The sequence below is a fragment of the Xanthomonas sp. DAR 80977 genome (assembly GCF_041240605.1).
Classification (GTDB): Bacteria; Pseudomonadota; Gammaproteobacteria; order Xanthomonadales; family Xanthomonadaceae; genus Xanthomonas_A; species Xanthomonas_A bundabergensis.
In genome coordinates this window covers 1,718,156-1,731,901 of sequence record NZ_CP162487.1, presented here as the reverse complement: position 1 = coordinate 1,731,901, position 13,746 = coordinate 1,718,156, and the positions used below count along the sequence as shown (strand labels likewise).

The window sequence follows — 13,746 nt, the reverse complement described above, 5'->3', positions numbered from 1 at the left end:
AAAACCCTACACGGGGGTCGCGGCGTAGAATGGCCGCCTTCTCTTTATTGCAACAATTTCGGAGCGTTCCATGGACAGTGCCAAGATCGACCGTTTCCTCAGCGAGAAGTGGGACGACGACATCGTCCCGCAGCTGGTCGATTACATCCGCATCCCCAACAAATCGCCGATGTTCGACGCCGATTGGGTCGCCCATGGCTATATGGACGATGCGGTGCGGCTGATGGAGCGCTGGGCGCGGGCGCAGGCGATCCCCGGCCTGCAGGTCGAGGTGGTGCAGCTGGAAGGACGCACCCCGCTGATCTATCTGGAAGTGCCGGCCACCGGCGCCGAGACCGGGGCCGACACGGTGCTGCTGTACGGGCACCTGGACAAGCAGCCGGAGATGACCGGCTGGGACGCCGACCTGGGCCCGTGGACGCCGGTGCTCAAGGGCGACCGCCTGTACGGCCGCGGCGGCGCCGACGACGGCTACGCGCTGTTCGGTTCGCTGGCCGCGATCCTGGCGCTGCAGGACCAGGGCATCCCGCACGCGCGCTGCGTGATCCTGATCGAGGCCTGCGAGGAATCGGGCAGCTACGACCTGCCCGCCTACGTCGACCACCTGGCCGAACGCATCGGCAAGCCGTCGCTGGTGGTGTGCCTGGATTCGGGCTGCGGCAACTACGAGCAGCTGTGGTGCACCACCTCGCTGCGCGGCCTGGCCGGCGGCAACTTCAGCGTCAAGGTGCTCAGCGAAGGCGTGCATTCGGGCGACGCCTCCGGCGTGGTGCCGTCCAGCTTCCGCGTGCTGCGCGAGCTGCTGTCGCGGCTGGAGGACGAGGCCACCGGCAAGATCAAGGTCGAGGGCCTGTACGCGGAGATTCCGGACGAACGCCTGGCGCAGGCGCGCAAGGTCGCCGAGGTGCTGGGCGACGAGGTCTACAGCAAGTTCCCGTTCCTGCCCGGGATGCGCCCGATGCACGAAGACCTGGCCGAGCTGGTGCTCAACCGCACCTGGCGCCCGGCGCTGTCGGTGACCGGCGCCGACGGCCTGCCGCCGCTGGCCTCGGCCGGCAACGTGCTGCGCCCGCAGACCGCGGTGAAGCTGTCGCTGCGCCTGCCGCCGACGCTGGACGGCAAGCGCGCCGGCGAGCTGCTGAAGGACGTGCTGCTGCGCGATCCGCCGTGCGGCGCGCAGGTGGCGCTGGCGCTGGAGAAGTCGTCCTCGGGCTGGAACGCGCCGGCGCAGTCGCCGTGGCTGACCGGGGCGATCGAGGCCGCGTCGCAGGCGGCATTCGGCAAGCCGGCGATGTACATGGGCGAAGGCGGCTCGATCCCGTTCATGGGCATGCTCGGCGAGAAGTTCCCCGGCGCGCAGTTCATGATCACCGGCGTGCTCGGTCCGCATTCCAACGCGCACGGACCGAACGAGTTCCTGCACATCCCGATGGGCAAGCGGGTCACCGCCTGCGTGTCGAAGGTGATCGCCGAGCACCATGCGGCCAGCGTGCGCGGCGAGACCACCGGCAGCGCCGCGGTTGCCGGCGGCGAGCAGCACGGCGCGCACGGCTGCTGCTGAGCGCACGACCGCCGCGCGCCGGCCCGGTGCGCGGCGGATGCGAGGAGTGAATGGCGCGTGCGCGCGCCGCGCCTGCACGGCCGCTTAAAGGCGGTCGCCGGCCGCTGCGTCGTGCACGCCGCAGCGCGGCCGAATCTGGCACGATCCGCTTCACTTCCACGTTCCGGTACGCCTCCATGCACAACCTGTTCGGCAGCGACAGCTGGCTGTACGTCATCCTGGTGGGATTCGTGGTCGGCCTGCTGGCGCGCTTCCTGGGTCCGAGCGGCGGACGCTCCGGCTGCCTGTTCACCGTGCTGCTCGGCATCGCCGGCGCGCTGGTGGCCGGCTGGTTCGGCCACTACATGGGCTGGTACAGCCGCGGCGAGCCGGCCGGTTTCCTCGGCGCGCTGCTCGGCGCCATCGCCCTGCTCGCGCTGCTGCGGCTGTTCCTCGGCAAGCGCTGAGGTCGCGCCACGGCTCGCCACGCCGGCGCCGCGCGTTTACGCTGTGCGGCCAATGTCCGCCGCGGCGCGCCGATGAGTTCCAGTCCCGATCTTCCCGATGCGCAGGACCTGCGCGCAGCGCAACGCCTGCACTGGGCGCACGCCGCGCTGGGCGACGCGCAGGCGACGCTGCAGCGCGCGTCCATCGACGCCGGCTGGCGCAGCTACTGGCGCAGCCACGGCATCGGCGCCAGCCGCGTGCTGATGGATTCCCCGCCCGGCCTGGAGGACGTGCGGCCGTGGTTGCGCATGCACGCACTGCTGCAGGATGGCGGCGTGCGCGTGCCGGCGATCCTGGCGCAGGACGCGGATGCCGGCTTTTTGCTGCTGGAAGACCTGGGCGGACCGACCCTGGCGCAGACCCTGGACCCGGCCTCGGCCGATGTCCAGTTCGATGCCGCGCTCGGGCAGCTGCTGCGGCTGCAGGCGATCGCGCCGCCGCCGGAGCTGGGCGTGTTCGGCGAGGCGCTGCTGCAACGCGACGCCGGGCTGTTCGAGGAATGGTTCCTGCAGCGCCATCTGGGGCTGACCCTGGACGCCGCCGAACGCGAGGCGCTGCATGCGGTGCAACGCCAGCTGATGGACAACGCGCTGGCGCAGCCGCGGGTGCTGGTGCACCGCGACTTCATGCCGCGCAACCTGATGCCGGTGGCCGACGGCCCGGCGGTGCTGGATTTCCAGGACTGCGTGCTCGGCCCGGTGGCCTACGATCCGGTCAGCCTGTTCAAGGACACCACGGTGAGCTGGCCGCTGGCGCGGGTCGACGCGTGGCTGGCGCGCTACCACGCGCGGGCGCTGCAGGCCGGGATCGCGCTGCCGCCGCTGGCGCAGTTCCTGCGCGACGCGGACTGGATGGGGGTGCAGCGGCACCTGAAGAACCTGGGCATCTTCGCGCGGCTGAACTACCGCGACGGCAAGGCCTGGTACCTGGACAACGTGCCGCGCTTCATCGGCTACCTCGACGAGGTGTTGCCGCGGCACCCCGCCCTGCAACCGCTGGCGCAGTTGCTGCAGGCGCGGATCAAGCCGACGCTGGCGCAGCGCGCGGCGGCTGGCGCATGAAGGCGCTGATCTTCGCCGCCGGCTTCGGCGAGCGCATGCGGCCGCTGACCGAACGCACGCCCAAGCCGCTGCTGAGCGTGGGCGGCACGCCGTTGATCGTCTGGCACCTGCGCAAACTCGCCGCACTCGGCGTGCGCGAGGTGGTGATCAACACCTCGTGGCTGGCCGAGCAGTTCCCGCAGGCGCTCGGCGACGGCAGCGCGTTCGGCCTGCGCATCGCCTATTCCCACGAAGGCGCCACGCCGCTGGAGACCGGCGGCGGCATGCTGCACGCCTTGCCGCTGCTCGGGCCGGCGCCGTTCCTGCTGGTCAACGGCGACATCTGGACCGATTTCGATTTCGCGCAGCTGGCGCCGGAACCGGCCGGACTGGCGCAGCTGGTGCTGGTGGATCCGCCGGCCTACGCCGCGCGCGGCGATTTCGCCCTGCACGCCGACGCCAGCGTGCGCAGCGACGGCGCCGCGCTGCTGACCTATGCCGGCATCGGCGTCTATCGCCCGGAGCTGCTGCGCGACTGGCAGGCGGCGTTCGCCACGCCGCCCGCGGAACACGCGACCCCGCCGCGCTTCGCGCTGGCGCCGATCCTGCGCGCGCACATGGCCGCCGGCCGCATCCACGGCCTGCACCACCGCGGCCGCTGGACCGACGTGGGGACGCCGCAGCGGTTGGCGGAGCTGGATGGAGAGCTGGGAATCGGGAATGGGGAATCGGGAATGGGGAAAAGCTGAGGTTCCCACGGGGTTGTCCGCGTCACGGTGGCGCGCAACCCCCTCTAAGAACGTCGATTCCGAGAACGGCACGCCAGGCACGGCTGATGAAACGCGAGTGCGTGCGTCGAGTTTTTGGGAGATCGGGGATGCCGTGCATCGCCCAAGCAGGGAAAATCGCTTACCGAGTTCGCAGCGCGGCTTCTGGTTGCGGCGGTGTCAGCTTTTCCCCATTCCCGATTCCCCACTCCCCATTCCCGATTCCCCACTCCCCATTCCCAGCCTGCGCAAGAACGGCACCGTGACCCGCCGCTGCGCCGCCAGCGATTCGCGGTCCAGCCGTTCCAGCAGCGCGACCAGGCCGGCCAGGTCGCGGCCGGCATGGGTCAGCAGCCAGTCGATCGCCGCATCCTCGAGCACCAGGCCGCGCCGCTGCGCGCGCTCGCGCAGCACCGCGGCGCGGCCGGCGTCGTCCAGCGGCGACAGCGCGATGCGCGTGCACTGCGCCAGCCGCGAGCGCAGGTCGGGCAGGCACAGCGCCAGGCCGTCGGGCATCGCCTGCGCGGTGTACAGCAGGGTGCCCCCGGCGCTGCGCGCACGATTGTGGAAATCGAACAGCGCCACTTCGTCCTCGCGCTGGCCGGCGATCGCCTCCAGTCCGTCCAGCGCGACCAGGTCGCGCCCTTCCAGCGCTTCCAGCGCGTCGCGCAGGCGCCCCGCCGCGGCCTGCAGCGGCAGGTAGGCGGCGCTGCGCCCGGCCTGCTCGGCCGCCGCGCACAGCGCCAGCGCCAGGTGGGTCTTGCCGGTGCCGGCGGGGCCGGACAGGTAGATCCAGTCCAGGTCGCGGCCGTCGGCGACGGCCTGCAATTGCGCCAGCAGCCCCGCCGGCGCGCCGACATAGCGGTCGAAGCGCTGCTCCGGCGGATAGCGCAACGCCAGCGGCAGCTGCGGCACGCTCACGGCTGGTCGGGGCTACGCGGCGGCAGTTCGATCAACGGCGCGCGCTCGGCGCTGCCATCGAGCAGGATCGCCGACTTGTCGCCGGCGTACAGCTCGCTCTGCCGGTACTGCTCGTGCAGGTAGTGCAGCAGCACGTTGGCCACCGCCGCCACCGGCAGCGCCAGCAGCATGCCGAGGAAACCGAACAGCTGGCCGCCGGCCATCACCGCGAAGATCACCGCCACCGGGTGCAGGCCGATCTTGTCGCCGACGATGCGCGGGGTCAGCACGTAGCTCTCCAGCAGCTGGCCGACGGTGAACACCACGCCGACCAGGATCAGCAGCTGCAGGTCGAAGCCCTTGGCCTGGACCAGCGCGGCCAGCACCGCGAGCAGGATGCCGGTGGTCGCGCCCAGGTACGGGATGAAGCTGATCAGGCCGGCGATGATGCCGATCAACAGGCCCAGGTTGAGTCCGACCAGGCTCAGCCCGCCGGCGTAGATCACGCCCAGCGCCAGCATCACCAGGAACTGGCCGCGGATGAACGCGCCCAGCACGTCGTTGGACTCCCGCGCCAGGCGGCCGACGGTGGCGACGTGGTTGCGCGGGATGGTCGCAGCCACGCGCTCGACCAGGATGTCCCAGTCGCGCAGGAAGTAGAAGGTCAGGATCGGCAGCAGCACCAGGTTCACCACCCAGGTGACCATCGCGAAGCCCGAGCGCGACAGGTAGCCGAAGAAGGTCGCGGCGACGCCGCCGGCCTGCTGCCAGTGGCCGCGGATCCACTCGATCAGCCGCTCCGGATCCAGCCAGGCCATCAGCTGCAGCCCGGTCTTCTGCTCGGCCCACGGGATCGCGGTGCCGGTGAACCAGTCGCGCGCCTGCGGCAGCACGTTGATGAAGGTGACGATCTGCCGTTCCAGCATCGGCACCAGGATCAGCAGCGCCAGCACCAGCAACAGCAGCATCAGCACGAACACCAGGCTCACCGCCATGTTGCGCGAACGGCCGGCGCGCTCCAGGCGGTCGACCAGCGGGTCGCCGAGCCAGCCCAGCAGCAGCGCCAGCACGAACGGGGTCAGGATCGGCGCCAGCAGCGCCACCACCCACAGCACGCCCAGGATCACCGCGGCCCATTTCAGGCGGCGCAGGAACTGCGCGATTTCCGCTTCGGGGGACAGCGTCATTTGAGCCGGTACTCCGTGCGCTCGGTATTGAGAATGATCGGACCGCCCTCGGTCGGCACCGTCACCGGCTGCAACGGACTGTCGGCGCCGAGCATGCGGTTCAGCCCGGACACGCCGCTGAGCAGGTCCAGGTCCAGTTCCAGGCGGTCGCCGCTGGCCTGGATCGGCACGATGCGCCGCACCACCGAGGTGTTCTGCAGCGCCGCGGACACGCGCAGGTAGTCGTCGGCGCTGCTGATGCCGCTGATCAGGACCCGGTAGACGCCGGCCGGGCCGGTGCTGGCGGCCTTGGCGTAGCGCTTGACCAGCGCGTCGGCGGCGCCGTCGGCGCCACCGGCCATGGCCCGGCGCGCGTCGGCGTCGCTGACCGACCAGCTGGACAGCGTCTTGCCGCTGTCGACGAACACCCAGTCGGCGGTCCAGCCGCCGGACTTGCCGCGGTACAGCTTGCCGATCAGCTGCATCGGCGGGCTGTAGCGCGACGAGGCGCTGGCGACCGCGGCGGTGTCCTGGCGCCAGATCGCGCCGACCAGCGCCTGTTCGGCGGCACTGCCGGTGGGCAAGCCGAGCCGGTAGCCGCGCTCGATCGCCCGGTCCAGCACGCTGCGCGCGGCATTGGACTGCTGCACGCCGACCAGGCGCGGGCCGCTGCCGTCGTCGATCGCCAGCCACAGCACCGGCTTGGGCCGCGGCTGCGGCCACAGCGGCAGGCCCAGCGCCGCGGCCAGGCCGTCCACGTCGCTCTGGCGGAAGCGCGCGACCAGGGTGGTACGGAAGGTCGGCGCGCCGCTCGGCGAGGTGCCCTGGTCCTGCCGGTAGTCGTAGCTGTCGACGAAGTTCTTGGCGTTGCGCAGCGCCTGGGTCACCCCGGGGCGCGACATCACCGCGCGGTCGCCGGAGATCTTGCCCAGCACCACGCCCAGCGCGCGCGCCACCGCGCCGTTGCGGTCGGCCTCGCTCTGGCTGTTGACCGGCACCTCGGCATCGTAGGGGCTCTGCGCGCCGGCGACGTCGCCTTCGGTGCGCAGACCGGCCTGGGCCAGGGCGGCCGCGGCAGGCAGGCACAGCGCGAAAGACAGGAGTAAGGCAAGGCTGCGGCGCATCGAAGGTTCCATTGCTCGGCGTATCCGGGGCGAATTGTTGCCCGAATGCGGGCGTAGCGCCAATGCGGCCTGTTAAAATCGCCGTCTTTCCGCCGACGCCGCCGCCCGTGACCACTTCCCAGCCCCCCGCCGCCGCCCCGTTGACCTACCGCGACGCCGGCGTCGACATCGATGCCGGCAATGCCGTCGTCGAACGCATCAAACCCCTGGTCAAGCGCAGTTTCCGCCCCGAGGTGATGGGCGGGCTGGGCGGTTTCGGCGCGCTGTTCGACCTGTCCGGCAAGTACCGCGAACCGGTGCTGGTGTCCGGCACCGACGGCGTCGGCACCAAGCTGAAGCTGGCGCAACAGCTGGGCCGCCACGACAGCATCGGCATCGATCTGGTCGGCATGTGCGTCAACGACGTGCTGGTGCAGGGTGCCGAGCCGCTGTTCTTCCTGGACTACTTCGCCACCGGCAAGCTGGACGTGGAGACCACCGTGGCGGTGGTCGGCGGCATCGCCCGCGGCTGCGAACTGGCCGGCTGCGCGCTGATCGGCGGCGAGACCGCGGAAATGCCCGACATGTACCCGCCGGGCGAGTACGACCTGGCCGGCTTCACCGTCGGCGCGGTGGAGAAGTCGCAGCTGCTCGACGGCGCCAAGGTGCGCCAGGGCGACGTGCTGATCGGCATCGCCTCCTCCGGCCCGCACTCCAACGGCTATTCGCTGGTCCGCCGCATCTACGACCGCGCCGGGCGCCCGGCCGAGCTGCAGGTCGGCGGCATCTCCCTGGCCGACGCGCTGATGGCGCCGACCGCGCTGTACGTCAAGCCGATCCTGTCGCTGCTGCGCGGTGAGCACGCCGACGGCATCCACGCGATGGCGCACATCACCGGCGGCGGCCTGACCGAGAACATCATCCGCGTGATCCCTGACGGCCTGGGCCTGGACATCCGCGCCAGCGCCTGGACCCTGCCGCCGGTGTTCGAGTGGCTGCAGCGCGAAGGCGCGGTCGCCGACAGCGAGATGTGGCGCACCTTCAACTGCGGCATCGGCTTCGTGCTGGTGGCCGCGTCCGACCAGGTCGCCGCGCTGGAGCGCAGCCTGGACACGCTGGGCCTGGCGCATTGGCAGATCGGCGCAGTGGTGGCGGCCGGCGCCGGCGAACGCGTGCACATCGGCTGAGCCGCATGGCGGCGGCCAAGCGCGCCTGGCTGGCGCTGACCCTGGCGGTGTTCGCCGCCAGCTGGGTGCATCCGTTGTGGCCGGCGGAACAGGCGATGCACAGCTCGCTGGCGGTGCTGGGCATCGCCTGGCTGGTCTGGCACGACCGCCGCTGGCCGCTGCGCAGCGCGCACTTCGCCGCGATCTGCCTGTTCATCGGCGTGCACAACATCGCCGCGCACTGGCTGTATTCCAACGTGCCCTACGACCAGTGGCTGCGCACGCTGAGCGGCGGCTGGTCGCCGAACGCCGCGTTCGGCTGGCAGCGCAACCACACCGACCGGCTGATCCACCTGCTGTTCGGGCTGTGCTTCGCGCCGGCGCTGCGCGACTACGCGCGGCAGCGCTGGCCGGCGCTGTCGCCGCGCCAGGCGTTCACGCTGGCGACGATGGCGATCATGTGCGCCAGCCTGCTCTACGAATGGCTGGAATGGCTGATCGCGCTGCTGCTGTCGCCCGAGCAGGCCGAGTCCTACAACGGCCAGCAGGGCGACCCGTGGGACGCGCACATGGACATGCTGCTGGCCACGCTGGGCTGCGCCAGCGCCTGGCCGTGGCGGCGCGCCGGGCGTCTGCCCCCTTCCCCGCACTAGAAGACCGACGATGGCACTGCCCCCACCCCTTCCCGTTGCGGACATCGCCCACGCCGAGACCCTGCGTGCCGAGTCCGAGCTGAGCACCCTGGCGATGCTGTATGCCGTGATGGCGGGGCTGCAGTGCCTGATGCTGCTGCTGGTCGGCGGCCTCCTGGCCTACGGCGTGCATCGCGAGGCCGAGCTCAACGCCGTCGGCCAGAGCCCCGACCAGGCCCAGGCCGGGGTGGTCGCGATCGTGCTGCTGTCGACGATGCTGGCGTTCGGGCTGGTCTCGCTGATCCTGAAGGTGCTGACCGCGCGCGCGCTGCGCCAGCGCCGCCGCCTGCTGCTGTGCAACGCCACCGCCGTGGTGACCTGCCTGGGTTTCCCGCTGGGCACGGCACTGGGCGTGTGGACCCTGCTGGTGCTGCAGCGCCCGGCCGCCATCGCCCTGTTCCGGAAGGCGTAGCCGATGACGATCCGTCTTGCGGTGCTGGTCTCCGGCCGCGGCTCCAACCTGCAGGCGCTGCTCGACGCGATCGCCGCCGGCGCGCTGGACGCGCAGGTGGCGGGCGTGTTCAGCGACCGCGCGCAGGCGCCGGCGCTGGCCAAGGTGGCGCCGGCGCAGCGCTGGTCGGCGGCGCCGGGCCGCTTCCCCGACCGCGCCGCCTTCGATCAGGCGCTGGGCGACGCGGTCGCGGCCGTGCAGCCGGACTGGATCGTCTGCGCCGGCTACATGCGCATCCTCGGCGCCGGCTTCGTGCAGCGCTTCGCCGGCCGCCTGCTCAACATCCACCCGTCGCTGCTGCCCAAGTACCGCGGCCTGCACACGCATGCGCAGGCGCTGGCGGCCGGCGATGCCGAGCATGGCGCCAGCGTGCACTTCGTGGTTCCGGAACTGGATGCCGGCGCGGTGGTCGCGCAGGTGCGGGTGCCGGTGCAGCCCGGCGACCGCCCGGAGGACCTGGCGCAACGCCTGTTGCCGCGCGAGCACCAGCTGCTGTGCGCGGCGCTGCAGCTGGCCGCGTCCGGGCGCCTGGCTGAACGGGATGGCAGGGTCTGGCTCGACGGTCAGTGCCGGTTTAGTCCGCTGCGCCTAGATTGCCAGGGCATGCTGATTCCCTGAATACGTCGCAGCGCGAAGCGCGCTGGTCGTGTTCGCGCCCAACTCCCCTCCCTCGCAGCCATCCCATGAAGCTCCTTCCGCGTCAGTTCGCTGTTCTCGCCGTGGCCAGCCTCGGCCTGCTGGCGCCAGCCGTCGGCGTGCTCGCGCAGGCGCCGCCGCCTGCGCCATCCGCGCCGGCACCGGCGCCGGCCCAGGCCGCACCGGCCACGGCCGCCGCACCCGGCGCGCCTGCCGCGGCGGCGCCGGGCCTGCCGGCCGAAGCCTGGACGCCGCCGCCGCTGCAGCCGTTCGTGGCCACCTACCAGGCGCTGTACAAGGGCAAGCAGGCCGGCGACGCGCGCATGGAAGTCAGCCATACCGGCGGCGACCAGTGGCGCGTGGACCTGGGCGTGCAGGGCCGCAGCGGCTTCGCCAGCATCCTCGGCCTGAACATCGAGCAGAGCACGGTGTTCCGCACCCAGGACGGGCGCTACGTGCCGCAGAGCCAGAGCACGGTGAAGAAGGCGGTGTTCTTCGGCAAGAAGGTCACCGGCGTGTACGACTGGGGCCAGGGCGTGGCGCGCTGGGACGGCGACCTGAAGAAGGACCGCCAGCAGCCGATCCCGCTGCAGCCCGGCGACCAGAGCGCACTGCTGATCAACCTGTCGATCATGCGCGACGCGCAGCCGGGCAAGACCATGAGCTACCGCTTCGTCGACGTCGGCCGGGTGCGCGAACACGTCTACCACGCCGCCGAGCAGACCGAGACGGTGCAGGTCGGCGACATCAGCTACGACGCGCTGCGCGTGTCGCGCACCAATGGCGGCAAGAATGAGACCATTCTGTGGATCGCCAACGGCGTGCCGACGCCGGTGCGCATCCTGCAGCGCGAAGACGGCGAAGACCGCATCGACCTGCGCCTGACCGAATACCAAGGAGTCTGACCATGACACGCATCGCCCGCCCGCTGTCCGCCCTGGCCGCCGCCCTGCTGGCCATGGCCAGCCTGCCCGCCCTGGCGCTGGAGCCGTTCAAGGCGGACTACCAGGCCAGCTACATGGGCATGCAGGCCAACGGCCTGATGACCCTGGCCAGCGAAGGCGCCAACCGCTGGCGCTACAGCCTGTCGATCAAGAACCAGGTCGCCGACCTGAGCCAGAGCACCGTGTTCGAGGAAAAGGGCGGGCAACTGCGCCCGCTCAGCAGCGACGACCGCTCGCTGTTCCTGATCAAGAAGAAGGCGGTGACCGCCAACTACGACTGGGGCACCTCGCAGGCGACCTGGGCCGGCGACGTCAAGCCCGACCGCCGCGGCCCGGTGAAGCTGCAGCCCGGCGACATGGACGCGCTGCTGATCAACCTGGCGATCGCGCGCGACGTCAACGCCGGCAAGACCCCCAGCTACCGCATGGTCGACGAAGGCCGCGCCAAGCCGATGACCTACAAGGTGGCCGGCAAGGAAGCCATCACCGTCAACGGCAAGACCGAGCAGGCGACCAAGGTCAGCCGCAGCGATGGCTCCAAGGAGATCATCGCCTGGGTGGTGCCGGACATGCCGGTGCCGGTGCGCATCCTGCAGCGCGAGAACGGCCAGGACGCGCTGGACCTGACCATCAAGACGCTGCGCTGAGGCCGGGAGTGGGGAATCGGGATTGGGGAATCGCAACAGCGGTTCCCCACTGATCATGTTTCCTATGTGGGAGCGGCTTCAGCCGCGACGCGGCGAGCTTGATTCGCGCTTGAAGATGGGATGCTTGAATGGCACTTGAGTGTCTTTGCGCCTGCTGCGACGTGCAAGCGCGCGAGAGCCACGTTCTCCACACCGAGTCTGCGCGTCGCGGCTGAAGCCGCTCCCACAACAGCACCGCCGCACTCCCGAGGCGGGCGCCGCCCAGACAGCGCCCTGTCCCACGCCGTTACTTCTTCTCCGCCGGCGCGGCCTTGAAGGTGGTGCGGCAATCCACGCGGATCTGCACGCCGCTGTCGCGCCAGTAGAAGGTGCTGCACTGGCGCGGGCCGTCCTGGGTACGGGTCACGCCCACCGCGTAGAACGCCTGCGCGATCTCGCCGCGGCTGACCTGGCCATCGCCGTTCCAGTCCATGTCGCGCTGCTCGACGCCCTGGGTGATGGCGATGCCGGCATGCCAGGCGTAGCCGACCCAGGCCAGCACCAGGATCACCACCGCCAGCAGCACCTTGCGCCGGCGGCTGAAGCGGCCGCTGAGGATCATGCGATGCGCCGGATGGACGCGCCCAGCGCCCCCAGCTTCTCCTCGATGTTCTCGTAGCCACGGTCCAGGTGGTAGATGCGGTCGATGGTGGTGTCGCCGTCGGCGACCAGCCCGGCCAGGATCAGCGACGCCGAGGCGCGCAGGTCGGTGGCCATCACCGGCGCGCCGCTGAGCCGCTCGCTGCCGCGCACGATCGCGGTATGGCCTTCGACCTGAATGTCCGCGCCCAGGCGCAGCAGTTCGTTGACGTGCATGAAACGGTTCTCGAAGATCGTCTCGTTGATCACGCCGACGCCGTCGGCCACGCAGTTGAGCGCCATGAACTGCGCCTGCATGTCGGTCGGGAACGCCGGGTACGGCGCGGTGGTCAGGCTGACCGCGCGCGGGCGCTTGCCGTGCATGTCCAGGCGGATCCAGTCCGGCCCGGTCTCGATCGTGGCGCCGGCCTCGGCCAGCTTGTCCAGCACCGCGTCAAGGGTGTCGGCGCGCGCGCGGCGCACGGTGACGCTGCCGCCGGTCATCGCCGCGGCGACCAGGAAGGTGCCGGTCTCGATGCGGTCGGGCAGCACCGCGTGGCGGCCGCCGGACAGGCGTTCCACGCCCTGCACCACGATGCGCGAGGTGCCGGCGCCTTCGATCCTGGCACCGAGCGCGATCAGGCAGTCGGCCAGGTCGGTAACCTCCGGCTCCATCGCCGCGTTCTCCAGCACCGTGGTGCCCTCGGCCAGGGTCGCGGCCATCAGCACGTTCTCGGTGCCGGTGACGCTGACCATGTCGAACACGTAGCGGCCGCCCTTGAGCCGGCCGTTGCTGGTGGCCTTGATGTAGCCGTTCTCGACGCTGATCTCCGCGCCCAGCGCCTGCAGGCCCTTGATGTGCTGGTCCACCGGCCGCGAGCCGATCGCGCAGCCGCCGGGCAGCGACACTTCGGCGGCGCCGAACTTGGCCAGCAGCGGCCCCAGCACCAGGATCGAGGCGCGCATGGTGCGCACCAGCTCGTACGGCGCGATGTGCTGGTCGACCTTGCGCGGATCGACGGTGATCGCGCTGCCGCGCGCCAGGGTGCCTTCGTCGATGGTGACCTCCGCGCCCAGTTCGCCGAGCAGCTTCACCGTGGTGATCACGTCGTGCAGCTGCGGCACGTTGGTGATCTCCACCGGCGCGTCGGCCAGCAGGGTCGCGCACAGGATCGGCAGCACCGCGTTCTTGGCGCCGGAAATGTTCACTTCACCGTGCAGCGCGTTGCCGCCGGTCACTACGATTTTGGCCATGGGTCTCGGGGGATTCGGAAAAAGAGGAACGGAACGCGCGGCTCAGCCGGCCTGCTCGGGGGTCAGCGTGGTCAGCGCCAGCGCGTGGATCGCCCCGCCCATCAGCTCGCCGAGCGTGGCGTACACCATGCGGTGGCGGGCCAGCGGCAGCTTGCCCGCGAAGGCGGCGCTGACCACGGTGGCCTCGAAGTGCACGCCGTCGTCGCCCTGCACCTGCACGCGCGCGCCAGGCAGGCCGGCCTCGATCAGTTTACGGATGGTTTCGGCGTCCAACGGGCTTTCCTAATAAAATGATCGGCCATTCTACCCTCCGAC

At 70.9% G+C, this 13,746-nt stretch carries 16 protein-coding genes; 10 read left to right on the top strand and 6 right to left on the bottom strand.

Annotated elements, in window-relative coordinates; all coding sequences use genetic code 11:
- Positions 1–70 precede the first annotated feature (70 nt).
- The 4 genes from AB3X10_RS07285 (at position 71) to murU (ending at position 3,836) form a co-directional block, all read left to right on the top strand.
- Positions 71–1,561: a M20 family metallopeptidase gene (locus AB3X10_RS07285; protein ID WP_369980319.1), complete on the top strand. Its 1,491-nt coding sequence runs from the start codon at positions 71–73 to the stop codon at positions 1,559–1,561.
- A gap of 176 nt (positions 1,562–1,737) precedes the next feature.
- Positions 1,738–2,007, top strand: a complete 270-nt coding sequence (locus tag AB3X10_RS07280) for a GlsB/YeaQ/YmgE family stress response membrane protein (protein ID WP_039956005.1) — start codon at positions 1,738–1,740, stop codon at positions 2,005–2,007.
- A 72-nt stretch (positions 2,008–2,079) separates the two neighbouring features.
- Positions 2,080–3,108 (top strand): aminoglycoside phosphotransferase family protein, encoded by a 1,029-nt coding sequence (locus tag AB3X10_RS07275; RefSeq protein ID WP_369980318.1) that lies wholly within the window; start codon positions 2,080–2,082, stop codon positions 3,106–3,108.
- The gene (gene murU, locus AB3X10_RS07270) at positions 3,105–3,836 is read left to right on the top strand and encodes an N-acetylmuramate alpha-1-phosphate uridylyltransferase MurU (protein WP_369980316.1); all 732 of its coding nucleotides are present in this window, start codon (positions 3,105–3,107) and stop codon (positions 3,834–3,836) included. Before AB3X10_RS07275 ends, murU begins: the two co-directional genes overlap by 4 nt.
- A gap of 198 nt (positions 3,837–4,034) precedes the next feature.
- Here murU and hda read toward each other — a convergent pair whose 3' ends face one another.
- The 3 genes from hda to AB3X10_RS07255 are packed head-to-tail and all read right to left on the bottom strand — an operon-like array spanning position 4,035 to position 7,056.
- Entirely contained in the window at positions 4,035–4,775 is a 741-nt protein-coding gene (gene hda, locus AB3X10_RS07265; RefSeq protein ID WP_369980314.1) for a DnaA regulatory inactivator Hda, read from the bottom strand.
- Positions 4,772–5,941 carry an AI-2E family transporter gene (locus tag AB3X10_RS07260; RefSeq protein WP_369980313.1) on the bottom strand — a complete coding sequence of 390 codons (1,170 nt, stop codon included), beginning with the start codon at positions 5,939–5,941 and terminating at the stop codon, positions 4,772–4,774. The genes hda and AB3X10_RS07260 overlap by 4 nt, the downstream gene beginning before the upstream one ends.
- The gene (locus AB3X10_RS07255) at positions 5,938–7,056 is read right to left on the bottom strand and encodes a DUF2066 domain-containing protein (protein ID WP_369980311.1); all 1,119 of its coding nucleotides are present in this window, start codon (positions 7,054–7,056) and stop codon (positions 5,938–5,940) included. Before AB3X10_RS07255 ends, AB3X10_RS07260 begins: the two co-directional genes overlap by 4 nt.
- Positions 7,057–7,184: 128 nt before the next feature.
- Between AB3X10_RS07255 and purM the strand changes: the two genes are divergently transcribed.
- The 6 genes from purM (at position 7,185) to AB3X10_RS07225 (ending at position 11,559) form a co-directional block, all read left to right on the top strand.
- A complete protein-coding gene (gene purM, locus AB3X10_RS07250; protein ID WP_369981708.1) occupies positions 7,185–8,210 on the top strand; it encodes a phosphoribosylformylglycinamidine cyclo-ligase in 1,026 nt (341 codons plus the stop codon).
- A 5-nt stretch (positions 8,211–8,215) separates the two neighbouring features.
- Positions 8,216–8,842 carry a DUF2238 domain-containing protein gene (locus AB3X10_RS07245; protein WP_369980309.1) on the top strand — a complete coding sequence of 209 codons (627 nt, stop codon included), beginning with the start codon at positions 8,216–8,218 and terminating at the stop codon, positions 8,840–8,842.
- A 10-nt stretch (positions 8,843–8,852) separates the two neighbouring features.
- On the top strand, positions 8,853–9,293 hold the full coding sequence (locus AB3X10_RS07240; RefSeq protein ID WP_369980307.1) for a hypothetical protein: 441 nt from the start codon (positions 8,853–8,855) through the stop codon (positions 9,291–9,293).
- Positions 9,294–9,296: 3 nt separating this feature from the next.
- On the top strand, positions 9,297–9,950 hold the full coding sequence (gene purN, locus AB3X10_RS07235) for a phosphoribosylglycinamide formyltransferase (RefSeq protein ID WP_369980306.1): 654 nt from the start codon (positions 9,297–9,299) through the stop codon (positions 9,948–9,950).
- Positions 9,951–10,015: 65 nt separating this feature from the next.
- A complete protein-coding gene (locus AB3X10_RS07230; protein ID WP_369980304.1) occupies positions 10,016–10,873 on the top strand; it encodes a DUF3108 domain-containing protein in 858 nt (285 codons plus the stop codon).
- 2 nt (positions 10,874–10,875) lie between these two features.
- Positions 10,876–11,559 carry a DUF3108 domain-containing protein gene (locus tag AB3X10_RS07225; protein ID WP_369980302.1) on the top strand — a complete coding sequence of 228 codons (684 nt, stop codon included), beginning with the start codon at positions 10,876–10,878 and terminating at the stop codon, positions 11,557–11,559.
- Between the two features lie 286 nt (positions 11,560–11,845).
- Here AB3X10_RS07225 and AB3X10_RS07220 read toward each other — a convergent pair whose 3' ends face one another.
- From AB3X10_RS07220 to AB3X10_RS07210, 3 genes are read right to left on the bottom strand one after another with little or no spacing between them, the layout of a single operon-like run.
- Positions 11,846–12,160, bottom strand: coding sequence for an EF-hand domain-containing protein (locus AB3X10_RS07220; protein ID WP_369980301.1), 315 nt, complete (start codon positions 12,158–12,160; stop codon positions 11,846–11,848).
- Entirely contained in the window at positions 12,157–13,431 is a 1,275-nt protein-coding gene (murA, locus tag AB3X10_RS07215) for a UDP-N-acetylglucosamine 1-carboxyvinyltransferase (protein WP_369980299.1), read from the bottom strand. The genes AB3X10_RS07220 and murA overlap by 4 nt, the downstream gene beginning before the upstream one ends.
- A gap of 42 nt (positions 13,432–13,473) precedes the next feature.
- Positions 13,474–13,704 (bottom strand): BolA family protein, encoded by a 231-nt coding sequence (locus AB3X10_RS07210; protein ID WP_003478139.1) that lies wholly within the window; start codon positions 13,702–13,704, stop codon positions 13,474–13,476.
- Positions 13,705–13,746 lie beyond the last annotated feature (42 nt).